Genomic DNA, 15,919 nt, shown 5'->3' on the forward strand with positions numbered 1-15,919 from the left:
TCCGGGAAATCGCTTCCCCTTTTCTTTCAGCTGGCCACAGGCCCGATCCCCTTCACTTAAAAATTTTCTGCCACGCGCAGCGCAAAATCTCTCCCCGCTTTCAGCCGGCATTCACATTAGCACATTAATTTGTACTTTTGTTAATAAATCCTGCAACCATAAAGTATGAACATAACGCCAGGCCCACTGCTGGGCAAGATTGAATCCCCTGCCGATCTGCGGAATCTGAGCAAAGAGCAACTGCATGAGGTAAGTGAAGAACTCCGCCAGTTCATTATTGATGTGGTTAGCGTTCATGGCGGCCATTTTGCCGCCAGTCTGGGTGTGGTAGAACTGTCCGTGGCACTGCATTATGTATTTAATACCCCGTATGACCAGCTGGTATGGGACGTAGGTCACCAGGCCTATGGCCATAAGATACTCACCGGACGCAGGGACGTTTTTCATACCAACCGTAAATATCACGGCATCAGCGGCTTCCCTAAACGGGATGAAAGCCTGTACGATACTTTTGGGGTAGGGCACTCTTCCACCTCCATTTCCGCCGCCTTAGGCATGGCTATGGCCTCCAAATACAAAGGAGAGGCAGACCGCCAGCACATAGCCGTAATAGGAGACGGGGCCATGACAGCAGGAATGGCATTCGAAGCCCTGAACCACGCCGGCGTGGCCAATGCCAACGTGCTTATCATCCTGAATGATAACTGCATGTCTATAGATCCCAACGTAGGCGCCCTGAAAGAATACCTGACAGATATTACCACTTCTCCTACCTATAACAAACTGCGTGATGACGTATGGAACCTGCTGGGCAAACTGCCGGTAGGTAAACGCTTTACCCGGGATATGGCATCCAAACTGGAAGCCGGCCTGAAAGGCGTTGTATCCAGTTCCAGTAACCTGTTTGAATCGCTCAAACTGCGCTATTTCGGCCCCATAGACGGCCACAATATCGTAAAACTGGTAGATACCCTCCAGGACCTGAAAGATATTCCAGGCCCGAAACTGCTGCACATCGTTACCACAAAAGGTAAAGGATATGCCCTGGCAGAAAAAGACCAGACCACCTGGCATGCACCAGGTCTGTTCGACAAGATCACCGGAGAGATCTTCAGGAAACCACAGGAGAAACCACAACCTCCCAAATACCAGGACGTATTCGGCCATACCATCATAGAACTGGCCGAACAGAACAATACCATCATGGGGATCACCCCCGCCATGCCTTCCGGCTCTTCCCTCAAATTCATGATGGAAAAAATGCCGGACCGCGCATTCGACGTAGGTATCTGCGAACAACACGCCGTTACCCTCTCTGCCGGATTGGCAACACAAGGCATGAGAGTGTTCTGTAACATCTACTCCTCCTTTATGCAAAGGGCTTATGACCAGGCCCTCCATGACGTGGCTATCCAGAAACTGCCCGTTGTGTTCTGCCTGGACCGTGCCGGACTGGTAGGAGAAGATGGCCCCACTCACCATGGTGCCTATGATATTGCCTATATGCGTTGCGTACCAAACGTTATCATCAGCTCACCAATGAACGAAGAAGAGCTGCGCAACCTCATGTATACCTCCCAGCTGCCTTCACAGGAACTGCCTTTTGTGATCCGCTATCCGAGAGGACAAGGTGTAATGCCTGACTGGAAACAGCCTTTCAAAGAGATCAAAATAGGTACCGGGCGCAAACTGCGCAGTGGTAAGGACATTGCTATCCTTTCCCTGGGCCATCCGGGAAACTTCGTCACTGAAGCCTGCAAAGAACTGATAGCCGACGGCCTCCAGCCAGCTCACTATGATATGCGCTTCGTGAAACCACTTGATGAAGCATTATTACATGAAATATTCAGCGAGTTCAGCAATGTGATTACAGTAGAAGATGCCGCTATCACCGGTGGATTTGGCAGCGCCATCCTTGAATTCATGGCACAACATGGCTATAAAGCTAACGTGCGGATGCTGGGTATTCCTGACCGTATTGTTGAGCATGGTAAACCTGAAGAACTGCACCGCGAATGTGGTTATGACGCTGCCGGCATAGCTGCCGCTGCCCGTAAAATGCTGAAAGAAAAGATCACTGTGACCGCTATATAAAACAGGGAAATTCTCTTAAAAAAAATGCTTTTACCTTCGGTAAAAGCATTTTTTTTAAGAGAAGGTTTTAAGTCTAATAGTTAAATAAATGGATCCATTGCACATACAGCTCGTTATCCGGGACATTATCAGGGAAACAACAGACACCTTTACATACAGATTCTCTACAATAAACAAACAACCGCTCATTTACCAGGCAGGACAATTCCTGACCTTCCTTGTAAACCTGCACGGTACAGAATATCGCCGTTCCTATTCCTTCAGTTCATCTCCCGGCATTGATCCACTCCCGGCTGTCACCATCCGTAGAAAAGAAAATGGTGAAATCTCCAGGCATATATTACGCAACTGGCAAGTAGGCGATGAGGTTACCGTATTACAACCCTCCGGCCGTTTTACATTGGACAAACCAGCCACTCAGCCACGGGATATCTTCCTGCTTGGCGCCGGCAGCGGTATTACCCCTCTTTTCTCCCTGCTTAAGTATATCCTCCATAATGAGCCAACAGCTCATATTCAGCTGGTATACAGCACTCCCTCTTATGACCGCACCATCTTCTATCAGCAGTTGCAACAGCTCGCACAGCAATACGCCGAACAACTGCACATCATGTACCTTTTCAGCAGTGAGCCACTGGATGATAAAACACTTCTCCGCAGACTCAGCAATACCATGCTGGAACCGCTGGTAAATGAAAAGCTCCGCTACCAGCGTTCAGACGCACAGTTCTTTGTATGCGGCCCGCCGGAATATATGCGCATGGCACTGCTGACCTTAAAATTCATGGGATTTGAGCAAGAACAACTCCATAAAGAGAACTTCGTAGTGAATACAGCTCCTCAGCTGGCACGAATAGGCCATCCTGCAGACACTTCCATGAAGCAGGTAGAATTACATATCAATGGAGATATTTATCACCTTTCCATTCCCGGCAATAAGAATATTCTCGGGGAAGCCCTTGCACAGGGTATAGCTCTTCCATATAGCTGCAAAGGCGGCGTATGTGGCTCCTGCACTGCCCGGTGCACAAAAGGAAAAGTCTGGATGGCCCTGAATGAAGTACTGACTGACAAGGAAATTGAGCAGGGCCTGGTACTTACCTGTACCGGATATGCGGCAAGTGAAACCGTGATTATTGAATTATAAATGCAAACAATAAATAAGGTTACGAGAAGGCGCTGAACCCTTTGAATTCCTCCTGCAGCTCATTATACAGCTTTCTAAACGTTTGCATACGGTCAAGCATCACATCAACGTCATCAACAGGACGATCATCATGTATGATAAGTGATTGACCATTGTTCGAGATTTTTTTTGCAGATTGTTTCAAATCGTGGTGCATCTCATCAGCTACTTCCATCTGGCGGATAAACTGGTTCTGAAAATGCTCTACCTGCGCAAGGGAATCTTCATCTTTTTTGTTTGGTGCTATTTCTTCCAGGTGACTGCGCATTGACCGGAGGGACTCCCTGGTAACATTGACTTCGTCCTTCCAGCTTTGGATCTGTTCAAGATCTGAGGTTTGTGCGGAAACTTCCATATGTATTGATTTTAATGTGAATGATAAGTATATTCATCATTTCCGTGTTGCAATACAATTTCCTGTCAGTTACTTGTTTCTAAGTTACAAAGCTTTTTCCATTTTCCAGCCGCATACAACACAAAAAACACCGCAAAAATTGCCTTTATCAAAAGCATAAAACAGCGCAAAAAAATACCGCAAAGATTGCTTTCTCCAAAGGTGAAAACAATCTTTGCGGTACTATATTTTTATCTGAAAAATCTGATCTCAACGAAGAAACGCATTATACATCCACACTAATTTCTCCTGCTCACGAATATAAGTAGTGATCAGATCATTAGTACCATCATCACCTACCTCATCACTGATAGAAGAAACTTCCCTCTCTATCTCTATCAATGTCTGCAACCCCGAAAGCACATGCTGCACACAAGCTGCATCCTTACTTTCATGTGTCACTTCATTAATAAGAGAATGCTCAATATAATCTGAGAATGCATGCGCCGGAGTAAAACCCAGCGTTAATATACGCTCCGCAATTTCATCGATCTTCGTCAGCGAATCCGTATATAATTCTTCAAACTTGGCATGAAGCGTAAAGAACTTATCACCACGAATATTCCAGTGAAACCCTCTCACATTCTGATAAAAAACCTGGTAAGCCGCAAGCAGGGTATTCAGTTTTTCAGCAAGTTCTTTTGAAGTCTTTTTTGCTAATCCAATGTTCGTTGTTGCTGTACTCATATACTGATATTTTAGGGTAATTTTAATCAGCTCATCGGAACATCAATCAACAAAAACTCTGCCGCTTTAAGTACTTTAACAGTAGCGCTATCATAATTGCTGAGTCCAATAGCATCACGGCGCTGCAGCGTTTCACCAGCTACTTCCACTTCTCCTTCCAGCACAAAAAGATAGCTTCCATGCTGAGGCATCCCGGGAGTAATCTCTACAGTTTGTCCTTCATCAAACCGCCCCAGTGAAAACCATGCATCCTGGTTTATAAGCAGCGCATCACTATCACCTTCCGGCGATACTACTACCTGCAGTTTGTTCTTTCTCTCTGAAGGTTCAAACGTTTTTTGCTGATAACGCGGAGTGATATTACGCAGCTTGGGGAATACCCATATCTGCAGGAAGCTGACCGGTTCCGTCTTGGATGCGTTGAATTCCGAATGAGCAATACCACTACCCGCACTCATGATCTGTACTTCATTGCTGCGTATGATCTCATGCCGGCCGGTATTATCTTTATGCTCCAGTGCACCACTCAGTGGAATAGATACTATTTCCATATTATCATGCGGATGCATGCCAAAACCCATACCACCTTTTACATGATCGTCATTCAATACACGCAATGCACCAAAGTGTATACGCTCCGGGTTGTAATAACCTGCAAAGCTGAACGTATGATAACTCTGTAACCATTCATGATTGGAAAAACTGCGTGAATCTGCCCTGTGAATAATTTTCTCCATAAAACTGCTCTCCTTATTTACAATACAAATTTCCGGATATAATAAGGACAGGCAAATGGATCGAATACAGAAAAGAGTGGATTATTTAAAATCAAAAGGTCCTGCTTACGCAGGACCCTTCAGCTATTTTTCATCTGTACAGCACTTATACAAGAACTGCATCCAGGGTGATCTCGGTATTCAGCAATTTGGAGATAGGGCAATTAGTCCTTGCCTCTTCTGCCAGCTCTGCAAATTTATCTTTATCCAGACCGGGAACAGTAGCTTTCAGTTCCAGGTGACTGCTGGTAATAACGCCATTATCCAGGGTGATAGTAGCTTTGGTGTCAATATTCTCCGGGGTAAAACCTGCGCCGGAAAGCAGGAAGCTGAGCTTCATGGTGAAACAGCCGGAATGTGCCGCAGCTATCAGTTCCTCTGGGTTAGTACCAACACCATCTTCAAAGCGGCTTTTGTAGGAATAAGCAGTATTGTTCAATACGCCCGACTGTGAACTTACTGTACCTTTTCCATCTTTACCGGTACCTTTCCAGTTAGCGGATGCAGATCTTTTCATGATTAATGCTTTTGTATGGATTAATGAATATTTGAATCAGTGAAAGACTGGTTAATCATCCCAAATTACTATTTCTTTTTCTGCACACAAAAAAGCCGGATGAATTACTTCATCCGGCTCCGCACACTATTTCTGGCAATCAATCCTAAAAAATCTTTCTTTGAACCATTATTTTCCCCTCCTGTGCCAGAAAACACATTCATTCATTAAGCCTGTTTTACAAACTGCACACTAGCCAGCAATTTCACTTCTTCACCCAGCATCAATCCACCATTATCAGTTACCGCATTGAATGAAACCCCAAAATCCTTCCTGTTTATCTTGCCTTTTATTTCAAATCCTGCTTTGGTCTGTCCATATGGGTCCTTCACAATACCACTGAACTCAACATCCAGTACTATTGGTTTGGTCACACCACGCAAAGTCAGATCGCCGGATACTTTATAATTCTCATCATCTACTTTTTTCACACCGGTAGAAACGAAATTCAGCTTCGGATACTGCGCTACATGGAAGAAATCTTCCGCCTGCAGATGCTGATCGCGCTGTTCGTTCTTCGTGGAAATGCTGTTTACATCAGCTTCAAAAGTGATCTTACCATCCGTGAAATCATCACTGTTGCTTTCCACTGTAGCATCATACTTACCAAAGTATCCTGTTACATTGGTGATCATCAGGTGCCTGATCTTAAATTCTACATCACTGTGAGTAGGATCGATTTTCCAGATTGCCATAACTGTAAGTTTAATTTTTTGAGTTTAATGTTTTAAGTATGCTTATTTAAAGATTGATATGCAATTACTTTGCCTTTAACCTTATTCTTTCACCCCATTGCCATATCCGTTTGATTAAGACAATACAAAATTAGCTGTTGCAACAAATATTCGGAATGGATAAAAAGACTTAAGTGGTGGACTTTTTTTTGCGGAGGAAGATCAAACGCTTGCTTTAGAAGCTTCTTTAAACTCAGAAGGGGTCTGGCTGGTGTATTTCTTGAAGAAACGACTGAAGTAATGGGGGTCTTCAAAGCCCAGTTTATAGGCTATTTCTTTTGCAGAAAGGTCTGTATTATATAAATAACGCTGCGCTTCCAGGATCACACGGTTCCTGATATGCTCTCCCGCCGTAATACCAGACAGCTGCTTGCTGATCTCATTCAGTAATACCGGTTTAATATAGAGCAGGCTGGCATAATCAGACACATTCTTCAATATAGTATATTTTTCCTCTATCAGGTTCTTGAACTGCAGGAAAACAGAACTGTTATGGGTAACGTGCTGATCGGGGGTAGCTACAACACTGCTGCCTTTAATACGGGAAGCCAGCACCAGGAAATATCTCAGCAGGCCATGCAGGGCGGTTTCATATTCAGCAGCCTGCTCTTTCAACTCTTTCATCATCATGTGCACCAGCATCTCAAAATCCTTCTCCTGTTCAGGGTTCAGGGTGATCACGCTGCTGAACTGGTTGTTAAAGAAAAGGGAAGAGTTAATGCCCATCAGAGTAGCTGCCTGGTCTTTCAGACACATAAAGGCATCCTGGAAAGCGATCATATAACCTTCTACTTTCTCGCTGAATTCCATTTTATGCACCTGCCCCGGCGCCAGGAAGAACAGGGTGTTCTTCTTTACGGCATGGGTCACTGTATCTATGGTATGTAACAATTGCCCTTTCTTTATCCAGTAAACAGTATAGAAATCATGCCGGTGTGGAATGCTGTTATTGTCAAAGAATCCCTTCCCAAGCTCACACAGACCTGACACAACGAATTTGGGGTCCGTATGCGCGTATTCCGGTAAGGATACGATCTCTATATGTTCACGTTTGTCACTCATTCCAGGTCTAAGGTACCGGCCACTTCTATTTCCCGGTCTTCAGGTTCAATGTAATCAATTATAAAGTTATTCCTGCCTTCACCTACCATAATTCCCAGGTATTTCATCTGCACAAGCTCCAGCATACCCAGGAAAAGGAAAATAGCATGCACACGGTCCCGGCACAGGTCAAATATCTTCTCAAAAGCCATTGTCTTTTCCTGTCTTGCCAGGTCTATCATATATTCACGGGAGCCTTCCATGGTATAATCATATTTATATACCACGTGCTGAGGCTTATTTTCACGCTGTTTCACACGCTGCATCACCTTTTCGAAGGTCTTGGTCAGCTTAAACAGCGTAAGTGTCTGTACCTCAGTACCTTCACTGGTAATTTCCCCGATATTGGCCAGTTCTTTGGCAATATTCCCTCTTTTGATCTGGAGCATACGTTCTGCTTCCCGCTCTGCCAGCTCTGCAGCGGCCTGCTTGAAACGCTTGTATTCCAGTATCTTATCTATCAGTTCCTGCCTGGGGTCTATTTCCAGCCCCTGTTCATCCAGTTCCTTACGCGGAAGCAGCATCTTAGCCTTGATCCTCATCAGGGTAGACACAAAAAGGATGAATTCGCTGGCCAGTTCAATGTTCAGCGATTCAAGGTGATGGATATAGGCCAGGAAGTCCTGGGTAATCGTATTAATAGGAATATTGTAGATATCCAGCTCATCTCTTTCAATAAAGAAAAGCAGCAGGTCAAACGGCCCCTCAAACTGGGGGAGTTTTATTTTGTAGGAATTATCGCTCATAATAGATCAGGCCTCCAAAAATAGGAAAAAACAGGTAGGTATCTGCCAGATATTTAAATGGCTGCGCTAAGCGCAGCCATTCCTAAAATTTTGCCGTAAACCCGACCCCGATTACCTGTTTGACCTGTAGTCGTGGCCCCATAACGCCCGTCTTCTCATTCTTGAACACTTTTACATCATCGTCATAGATCATATCTACAGATATAACAGCAGAAATATACCTGTTTACCTGCAGGTTAAGGCTGTTTGTCCAGAACAGATCAACATTCTGAGGATTATGCTTGTAATCCGAGAAAAGGTCCATCCTCGTCTTGTACACTATATTTTTAGCTAAGGTCTTCACCCAGTTAACTGTCAGATAAGCACCAAATTCAGACTTCACATGCTTACCGGTATCCACCCCAAAAGCAGCCTGCGATGCCAGGTAATTGTCCATTACCACTACATAACGGGCTGTAACAGGAGAGAAAAAGACTGAAAGCTCATTATTGGGCTTATAATCAAGACCTGGAGATAACAGGACATATGCAGGAGAGAAGAAACGGGATACCAGTTCCGGTTTTACAGTATCAGAACCATAGAGATAACCATCGGTGAACTGTGTACGCAAATCCAGCAAAGCACTGAGATAAAGATTTTTGGCAATGCCGTAACCATATTTGGTAGTAAGGCCTATACGGTCATCGCTTTTACGGCCGCCAAGACTGGTGGTGTTCACATAGCCGTATGCGAGATCAAGCACATTATCCCAGGTATGCTTCCCTTTTTTATAGAAAGCAAAAGCACTCAGTGAAGAAGCTACTGAGAAAGAGAATTTGTCACCACCTGCGGCCCAGTTGGTCAGTGAGCCCTGGTTAACGTTCAGGTTAAATATGCCTCCTTTCTTCCATAAGGCAACAGTTGTATCCTTATCATCTTTCTTGATCTTACCGCTGGCTTCTTCGCGGGAGGTTTTCATCCAGTCGCTCTGTGCAAAGAGTGCTTGCCGGCACGATAACAGACAGATAATAATGAGGATAGATTTTCTCATCAGCTAAATAGTTAATTTTCAATTAATGCAATTACGGCATTTACAAACAGGGGCCGTTTAAAATTTGTACCGCTGCAAAATTATAAAACTAAACTGCTCAACAAAATCACTTTCGCCTTTTATCTCCGGCTAATTTGCAGCCGGCCTTCAGCAAAAGTGGTTTTGTTGAGCAAAAAATATTCGCCTGATTTATTTATTCTTCAAAGCATCCCGTATCTCCATAAGCAACTTCTCCTGTGTAGTTGGCTCTGGTGGCGCTGCAGGAGCCTCTTCTTTCTTACGTGTAAGACGATTCATGAATTTTATCAGCAGGAAAATGCAGAAAGCGATGATAACAAAATCAATAATACTCTGAATAAATGCACCATAAGCAAATACAGGCGCTCCGGCAGCTTTAGCTTCTGCAAGAGATTTGAAACCCGTACCCTTACTATCGTTCATCAGCCAGAAATTATCCGTAAAATTCGCGCCCTGCGTAAATAACCCCAGCACCGGCATCAGTATGTTCTCTACGAGAGATGAAACGATCTTTCCGAAAGCACCGCCAATGATCACACCAACGGCCAGGTCCATTACATTTCCTTTTGTTGCAAACTCTTTGAACTCCTTCAGGAATGACATAATTATAACTTTTTAGAAGTGAAGATGGAATGATATAGCTAAGATAGATTTAAAACATTATTTATTCAAGACAGGGTATTCCATGTCAAGTGAACGCAATGTCTCTACTAACGTTTTCGCCACTACGTATTCCTTGTACCAGTTACGGTCAGCAGGCACAATGATCCATGGAATATCATTACAGTTCTCGAAAGCATCTTCGTACATCTCCATATATTCTTTCCAGAGCTTTGCTTCCGTAAGGTCTTTTGCATTGTACTTCCACATCTTCTTCGGGTCTTCTGTTCTCTCTTTCAGCCTCGCAGCCTGCTCTTCCTGCGATACATGCAGATAGAATTTCAGTATGGTAGTATTATTATGTTCAGTGAGCAGCCATTCAAAATGATTGATAGCTTTCATTCTTTTCTGTGCAGTTTTATCATCTATCCATTTATGCACACGCTGAATGAGAATATCTTCATAATGTGAACGGTTAAATACCTGTACCGCTCCTTTAGCCGGGGCGCAGCGGTGAATGCGCCAGAGAAAATCATGGTCCATCTCTTCAGCTGTAGGGGCTTTATAAGATTGTATGGTCACTCCATATGGGTTCATACTACCTATCACTTTCCTGATCAATCCATCTTTACCGCTGGCATCCATACCCTGTACAATTACCAGCAGGGAATGTTTATGTTCAGCGTACAGGAGGTTCTGCAACTCATCCAGTTCTTTCAACAGCTGTTTCGTAATTTCTTTGGTTTCTTCTTTACTGATGTCTTTGGGTGCATCTGTACTGATGGAGGATAATTTGATCTTATTCATTATTATGGGTCTTATCTCCTATGACTAACAAAAAATACTCCGAAGTGTTGAAAATTTCCCCCATAATAAAAAATATGCAGACCTTTGCGCATCTAAACCGCCACATCTTGAACCAACGTGCACTTCATTGGAGTATTTTCCTGTTGCTCTCTTTAACCTGGGGCAGTTCCTTTATCCTGATGAAAATAGGATTGCAGGGACTTACCCCTTACCAGGTAGCCAGCCTGAGAATATTCAGTGCCGGCATCTCCCTGCTGCCATTCTTTTTCAAATATATACGGCAAACCCCTGTCAGCAAGATACCTCTTATCATTCTGTCCGGCATCTTAGGCAATCTTATACCCGCCTACCTCTTTTGTATTGCGGAAACCCGCATTGACAGCGCCCTGGCAGGTATCCTGAATGGCCTGACGCCACTAATGGCGCTACTGGCGGGCTTTTTCATTTATAAAACGCCCATTATCAGGCAGCAGCTGCTGGGTATCTGTATAGGCCTGGCCGGTGTGGCCATGCTCTTTGCCGTGAATGGCGTAGATACAGGATACTGGTATTATGGGCTGTGGATAGTATTGGCTACCGTATGTTACGGAGTGAATATCTCCCTGGTACATCATCACCTGAAGACCTACAATTCCCTGCAGCTGGGATCTATTGCACTCTTTTTCTGCGGACTATTCACCTTGCCGGTACTCTATTTCTCTGGCTTCTTCAGTTTATTGTCCGGCCCTGCCATACCGTGGAGTTCTGTGGCAGCCAGTATTACACTGGGAATATTAGGCAGCAGCATAGCCTCCGTATTATTCTACATCCTCATAACACAGGCCGGTGGCCTGTTTGCCTCTATGGTCACTTATGCTTTACCGGTGGTAGCTATTGGCTGGGGACTTGTAGCCGGAGAACAGATCTCCTTCCTGCAGGTAATATGCCTTGGAGTAATACTGATCGGAGTATATATGGTCAATAAAGCAAAACGCTGATCCGTTCCGGATCAGCGTTTTGCTTTACCCCGCCACCGGCGGTTAAAGAACAGGTTTTAGATCACCATGATCTCTTTCTCTTTCTGAGCGCAATGCTTATCCACGATCTCAATATACTTGTTGGTCAGCGACTGGATATCAGCTTCTGAATCTTTCGCAATATCCTCACTCAAACCATCTTTCTGTAGTTTTTTAATACCCTCAATAGCATCCCTGCGGATGTTCCTGATAGCTACTTTTGCCTGTTCACCTTCACCAGCCGCACGTTTCACAAATTCTTTCCTTCTTTCTTCAGTAAGGGGTGGCAGGAACAAACGAATGATCTGCCCGTCGTTCTGGGGGTTAATACCGATGTTGGAGGCAATAATGGCCCTTTCTATGGGCTGAAGCATGTTTCTTTCCCAGGGTTGTACCGTCAGGGTGCGGGCATCAGCTACACTCACGTTTGCAACTTGTGCAAGGGGAGTAGGAGCACCATAATATTCTACCGTAATACCATCCAATATCTGGGGGTTTGCCTTACCGGCCCTGATCTTGGTGAGTTCCACTTCCAGGTGCGCGATGGCCTTTTGCATAGACCCGGCTGCATCGTCCATAATTAACGTTAGATCATCTTGCATAGCAAAAAATAATTAAGTGCCTGCAAACCTACAGGATTTATCTGAAATTCGAAAGTCGTAACAAAGGAGGGAGTATTCATTAAAGCCGTGGACAATATAATTACAGGTAACAGCTACTTATCCTGCAACATCCCTTTAGTGCTTACCCTAAGCACTTTAGGCTGGGTAATAGCAGTGCTGTCAGTAACAGAATCCCTGATGGCAGACACTGCCAGCGCACGCAGTACAGCTTCCTTCTTCTTTTTCATGTAATAGAGGATACCTGTCAGCACCAGGGCAGATCCTACTACCGCCAGCAGCAGCCAGGTAGCGCCCAGGTCCTGAAGTACAAAACCAACAGCAATATACATGGCATTTACTGTCACACACGTCAGGGTAGTCTGTTTATGATTCAGACCCAATGCCAGAAGATAGTGGTGTATGTGGTTACGGTCAGCAGAAAAAGGCGACCGGCCATGCATCATACGGATCGAGAATACACGTAATGTATCGAATAATGGCAGGATCAGGATAGAAATAGCGATAGCGGGAACAGCTTCTACAGGCAATTTGCCGGACGGATTGCCTCCCACTTCTATAAATTTGACGATCAGGATGGCATTTACCAGCCCTACCAGCAGGGAACCGGTATCCCCCATAAAGATCCTTGCAGGAGATATATTATAGATAAGGAAAGCTGCCAGGCCTCCGGCCAGGGCAAACCCCATTACCGCATATATCAGCTCCCCCGTATACAGGAAATAAGTACCCAGTACTCCGGACACCAGCATGCCAATACTGCCTGCCAGGCCATCTACCCCGTCTATCAGGTTGAAAGCGTTAATAATAACCAGGAAAGTAAAATATGTGAGCAACAGGCTGAAATGAGGAGGCAGGGCATACATACCCATTAATCCATACATACTGTTGATCTGGAGATTGCCGAGATAGATCACTGCAAAAGAAGCCATCAGCTGGCCTATCAGCTTTTTCAGCGGGGAAAGGCCAACAATATCGTCCTTCATACCTACCATGAAAATAACCAGGAAAGCTGCTACCAGGTACTGGAACGGAGAATCAGCCAAAGCAGGTACGCATACCGCAGAGGCCATTACAAATCCAGAAAAAAAGGCAATTCCCCCTAAAGTTGGGATTCTGGCCTTATGTGATTTCCGTTCGTCCGGTTCGTCATAAAGATGTTTCAATTCTGCAACCCGTATCAGTACAGGTATCGCAAAATAGGTAACAACAAAACTTAGGACAGTAGCGATTAAAACATTCTCCATCTGGGAGGGGCTTGATTATTACAAAGATATTAATTTCAACCAAATGTGTATCATAAAAATAGGAAATTAAAAGATTTGATACCTTGGGTTGATAAAAAACGGTATTTTGTACACATAAATTATGTATGATTATATCTAATTTCTATTAATTTAGCGACTCATAAATTTGCAATTATCATGCCTCAGTTGAAAGACATAGCTACTCAGATAAGACGGGATATAGTTCGTATGGTGCATGGCTGCCAGAGCGGCCATCCGGGCGGATCTTTAGGTTGCGCGGATTTCTTTGCCGCTCTTTACTTCAAAGTAATGCAGCACAAACCGCAGCCTTTTGATATGGATGGTGGAGACCAGGATCTGTTCTTCCTTTCCAACGGGCACATTTCTCCTGTATTCTACAGCACGCTGGCCCATGCCGGTTACTTCGACAAAAAAGAACTGTCCACCTTCCGTAAGCTGGACTCCCGCTTACAGGGCCACCCCACCACTCACGAAGGCCTGCCAGGTATAAGGATCGCCTCCGGTTCCCTGGGCCAGGGTATGAGCGTGGCTATCGGCGCTGCACTGACAAAAAAACTCAATAACGACGACCGCTTCGTATTCTCCCTCCATGGCGATGGCGAGCTCGAAGAAGGTCAGAACTGGGAAGCCATCATGTTCGCTCCCCATCATAAAGTAGATAACCTCATCGTTACAGTTGACTGGAACGGCCAGCAGATTGATGGTACAGTAGAAGATGTAGCCGGCCTGGGAGACCTGGAACCTAAATTTGCCGCTTTTGGCTGGAAAGTGCTGCACATGGACGGTAACAATATGGATGAAGTAGTAGCTACACTGGAAAAAGCTATCAGCCTGACCGGCAAAGGACAGCCAATCGTTATCCTCATGAAAACAGTGATGGGTAAAGGGGTTGACTTCATGGAAGGTCACCACGAATGGCATGGCATCGCTCCAAGTGATGAACAACTGGCTAAAGCACTGGCACAACTGCCGGAACCAGCAGAACTGGGCGATTATTAATCCAGGCTAAAATATTAAAAGGAAAGGCTCTCACCGCGGTGAGAGCCTTTCCTTTTAATACAATATCAGGATCAGGTGGCCTTCAGTTCTATAGCCTGCTTCCCCGCCCTCCTGGCAGGATACCAGCTTGCCGCCACACCTATCACCAGTATAGTAACTCCCACCAGCAGGAAATCACTTACCTGCATGCTTACAGGATATGCATTCACCAGGAACGACTGCTCATCCAGCCTTATCAGCCCGAACTGCTGCTGTAATACACAGAACACAATGCTGATCACAAATCCGATCGCAGCACCTATCCCCGCAATGATCAACCCCTCCGCCAGGAAGATCCTGGTAACAAGACTGGATTTTGCCCCCATGGCCTTCAGAATAGTAATGTCTTTCTGCTTTTCCATCACCAGCATATAAAGGGAACCTATCATATTGAAAGCTGCAATGGCCAGCACAAAGGTCATGATCACATACACCGCCCAGCGCTCCATCTGCATAATACCATACAGCGTCTTATTCTGTTCATAACGTGTTTCAACCGTATACCCCTTTCCCAGCACAGTTTCCAGTTGCTTCTTCAGCAGGTTATCATCTACACCATGTCTGGCCTTTACTTCCAGCGCAGACATCTCATTCTCCTTCATACCCAGCAACCCACGCATGAAAGCAATATTGGTGATCACATATTTGCTGTTAAACTCCTGCTGAATAGCAAAAGAGCCGGCAGGATAAAGCGTGCCTGTGCCCAGGGCCTCCTCTGAAAGTGCCCCGCTGCCCACATTCCTCCGTGGCAGGTATACGGTAAGCGGCATCATATCTTTCTCCACATCTACCCCCAGGGCCATTTCCAGCTCTACACCCAGCACTGCCCGGTACGCCAGCTCATCTCCTGTATCAAAACGGCCCCTGGCAATGCTTTTATTCACCGCTGCCACCTTGTTGTAGTTGCTGTCTACCCCCTTAAGAATGGCAATGGTCTGTTCCCCCTCGCCATAACGCATTACCGCTTTCTCCTCTATTACTTCCGTAGCATAGGCCACCCCGGGAACACCCGCAATCTCCTGCAGCTGCCGCGAAGTAAGGGTAAGGGTCTTCCCGCTTACCGGGCTGACTTTTACCGACGGATAAAAAGTAGAATACAGCGATTTTACCAATCCCTCAAACCCATTGAACACACTGAGTATGATGATCAGCGCTCCTGTACCGACAGCAATGGCCGTTACACTCACCCAGGCAATGATATTAATGGCATTGGTGCTTTTCTTGGCCCTGAAATAACGGGATGCGAACTGCCAGATCAAATTCCTGTTT

At 45.2% G+C, this 15,919-nt stretch carries 17 protein-coding genes; 4 read left to right on the forward strand and 13 right to left on the reverse strand.

What is annotated here, in order from left to right:
• Positions 1-165: 165 nt before the first annotated feature.
• Together dxs and GO493_RS00840 are read left to right on the forward strand one after the other, a co-directional pair.
• Positions 166-2,094 (forward strand): 1-deoxy-D-xylulose-5-phosphate synthase, encoded by a 1,929-nt coding sequence (dxs, locus tag GO493_RS00835; RefSeq protein ID WP_157304169.1) that lies wholly within the window; start codon positions 166-168, stop codon positions 2,092-2,094.
• Between the two features lie 88 nt (positions 2,095-2,182).
• Positions 2,183-3,241, forward strand: a complete 1,059-nt coding sequence (locus GO493_RS00840; protein ID WP_157304170.1) for a 2Fe-2S iron-sulfur cluster-binding protein — start codon at positions 2,183-2,185, stop codon at positions 3,239-3,241.
• A gap of 19 nt (positions 3,242-3,260) precedes the next feature.
• On the opposite strand, the gene GO493_RS00845 is transcribed toward GO493_RS00840, so the two are convergent.
• The 10 genes from GO493_RS00845 to GO493_RS00890 form a co-directional block, all read right to left on the reverse strand.
• Entirely contained in the window at positions 3,261-3,635 is a 375-nt protein-coding gene (locus tag GO493_RS00845) for a hypothetical protein (protein WP_157304171.1), read from the reverse strand.
• Positions 3,636-3,884: 249 nt separating this feature from the next.
• Positions 3,885-4,361 (reverse strand): Dps family protein, encoded by a 477-nt coding sequence (locus tag GO493_RS00850; protein WP_157304172.1) that lies wholly within the window; start codon positions 4,359-4,361, stop codon positions 3,885-3,887.
• A 26-nt stretch (positions 4,362-4,387) separates the two neighbouring features.
• Entirely contained in the window at positions 4,388-5,098 is a 711-nt protein-coding gene (locus GO493_RS00855; protein WP_157304173.1) for a pirin family protein, read from the reverse strand.
• Between the two features lie 145 nt (positions 5,099-5,243).
• Entirely contained in the window at positions 5,244-5,654 is a 411-nt protein-coding gene (locus tag GO493_RS00860; protein WP_157304174.1) for an OsmC family protein, read from the reverse strand.
• Positions 5,655-5,860: 206 nt separating this feature from the next.
• A complete protein-coding gene (locus tag GO493_RS00865) occupies positions 5,861-6,388 on the reverse strand; it encodes a YceI family protein (protein ID WP_157304175.1) in 528 nt (175 codons plus the stop codon).
• A 201-nt stretch (positions 6,389-6,589) separates the two neighbouring features.
• The gene (locus GO493_RS00870; RefSeq protein ID WP_157304176.1) at positions 6,590-7,489 is read right to left on the reverse strand and encodes a helix-turn-helix domain-containing protein; all 900 of its coding nucleotides are present in this window, start codon (positions 7,487-7,489) and stop codon (positions 6,590-6,592) included.
• Complete coding sequence (locus tag GO493_RS00875; RefSeq protein ID WP_157304177.1) at positions 7,486-8,274, reverse strand: segregation and condensation protein A; 789 nt, start codon at positions 8,272-8,274, stop codon at positions 7,486-7,488. Before GO493_RS00875 ends, GO493_RS00870 begins: the two co-directional genes overlap by 4 nt.
• Before the next feature lie 82 nt (positions 8,275-8,356).
• Positions 8,357-9,304 carry a DUF3078 domain-containing protein gene (locus GO493_RS00880; protein WP_157304178.1) on the reverse strand — a complete coding sequence of 316 codons (948 nt, stop codon included), beginning with the start codon at positions 9,302-9,304 and terminating at the stop codon, positions 8,357-8,359.
• A 189-nt stretch (positions 9,305-9,493) separates the two neighbouring features.
• Entirely contained in the window at positions 9,494-9,925 is a 432-nt protein-coding gene (gene mscL / locus GO493_RS00885; RefSeq protein WP_157304179.1) for a large conductance mechanosensitive channel protein MscL, read from the reverse strand.
• Positions 9,926-9,982: 57 nt separating this feature from the next.
• Positions 9,983-10,729 (reverse strand): PPK2 family polyphosphate kinase, encoded by a 747-nt coding sequence (locus tag GO493_RS00890; protein ID WP_157304180.1) that lies wholly within the window; start codon positions 10,727-10,729, stop codon positions 9,983-9,985.
• Positions 10,730-10,836: 107 nt separating this feature from the next.
• Between GO493_RS00890 and GO493_RS00895 the strand changes: the two genes are divergently transcribed.
• Positions 10,837-11,706, forward strand: coding sequence for a DMT family transporter (locus GO493_RS00895; RefSeq protein WP_198315416.1), 870 nt, complete (start codon positions 10,837-10,839; stop codon positions 11,704-11,706).
• Positions 11,707-11,762: 56 nt separating this feature from the next.
• Here GO493_RS00895 and frr read toward each other — a convergent pair whose 3' ends face one another.
• Positions 11,763-12,326 (reverse strand): ribosome recycling factor, encoded by a 564-nt coding sequence (gene frr, locus GO493_RS00900; RefSeq protein WP_157304182.1) that lies wholly within the window; start codon positions 12,324-12,326, stop codon positions 11,763-11,765.
• A 113-nt stretch (positions 12,327-12,439) separates the two neighbouring features.
• Entirely contained in the window at positions 12,440-13,591 is a 1,152-nt protein-coding gene (locus GO493_RS00905; RefSeq protein WP_157304183.1) for a glycosyltransferase family 4 protein, read from the reverse strand.
• A 177-nt stretch (positions 13,592-13,768) separates the two neighbouring features.
• Here GO493_RS00905 and GO493_RS00910 point away from each other — a divergent pair, with 177 nt between their 5' ends.
• On the forward strand, positions 13,769-14,611 hold the full coding sequence (locus GO493_RS00910; RefSeq protein ID WP_157304184.1) for a transketolase: 843 nt from the start codon (positions 13,769-13,771) through the stop codon (positions 14,609-14,611).
• 71 nt (positions 14,612-14,682) lie between these two features.
• On the opposite strand, the gene GO493_RS00915 is transcribed toward GO493_RS00910, so the two are convergent.
• Positions 14,683-15,909: an FtsX-like permease family protein gene (locus GO493_RS00915; RefSeq protein WP_157304185.1), complete on the reverse strand. Its 1,227-nt coding sequence runs from the start codon at positions 15,907-15,909 to the stop codon at positions 14,683-14,685.
• Between the last annotated feature and the right edge of the window lie 10 nt (positions 15,910-15,919).

It is taken from the genome of Chitinophaga tropicalis, assembly GCF_009758205.1.
GTDB lineage: Bacteria > Bacteroidota > Bacteroidia > Chitinophagales > Chitinophagaceae > Chitinophaga > Chitinophaga tropicalis.

Bases quoted from the DNA above. Each gene is read 5' to 3' on its own strand.
- dxs (WP_157304169.1), top strand. From the start codon at position 166: ATGAACATAACGCCAGGCCCACTGCTGGGCAAGATTGAATCCCCTGCC.
- GO493_RS00840 (WP_157304170.1), top strand. From the start codon at position 2,183: ATGGATCCATTGCACATACAGCTCGTTATCCGGGACATTATCAGGGAA.
- GO493_RS00845 (WP_157304171.1), bottom strand. From the start codon at position 3,635: ATGGAAGTTTCCGCACAAACCTCAGATCTTGAACAGATCCAAAGCTGG.
- GO493_RS00850 (WP_157304172.1), bottom strand. From the start codon at position 4,361: ATGAGTACAGCAACAACGAACATTGGATTAGCAAAAAAGACTTCAAAA.
- GO493_RS00855 (WP_157304173.1), bottom strand. From the start codon at position 5,098: ATGGAGAAAATTATTCACAGGGCAGATTCACGCAGTTTTTCCAATCAT.
- GO493_RS00860 (WP_157304174.1), bottom strand. From the start codon at position 5,654: ATGAAAAGATCTGCATCCGCTAACTGGAAAGGTACCGGTAAAGATGGA.
- GO493_RS00865 (WP_157304175.1), bottom strand. From the start codon at position 6,388: ATGGCAATCTGGAAAATCGATCCTACTCACAGTGATGTAGAATTTAAG.
- GO493_RS00870 (WP_157304176.1), bottom strand. From the start codon at position 7,489: ATGAGTGACAAACGTGAACATATAGAGATCGTATCCTTACCGGAATAC.
- GO493_RS00875 (WP_157304177.1), bottom strand. From the start codon at position 8,274: ATGAGCGATAATTCCTACAAAATAAAACTCCCCCAGTTTGAGGGGCCG.
- GO493_RS00880 (WP_157304178.1), bottom strand. From the start codon at position 9,304: ATGAGAAAATCTATCCTCATTATTATCTGTCTGTTATCGTGCCGGCAA.
- mscL (WP_157304179.1), bottom strand. From the start codon at position 9,925: ATGTCATTCCTGAAGGAGTTCAAAGAGTTTGCAACAAAAGGAAATGTA.
- GO493_RS00890 (WP_157304180.1), bottom strand. From the start codon at position 10,729: ATGAATAAGATCAAATTATCCTCCATCAGTACAGATGCACCCAAAGAC.
- frr (WP_157304182.1), bottom strand. From the start codon at position 12,326: ATGCAAGATGATCTAACGTTAATTATGGACGATGCAGCCGGGTCTATG.
- GO493_RS00905 (WP_157304183.1), bottom strand. From the start codon at position 13,591: ATGGAGAATGTTTTAATCGCTACTGTCCTAAGTTTTGTTGTTACCTAT.
- GO493_RS00910 (WP_157304184.1), top strand. From the start codon at position 13,769: ATGCCTCAGTTGAAAGACATAGCTACTCAGATAAGACGGGATATAGTT.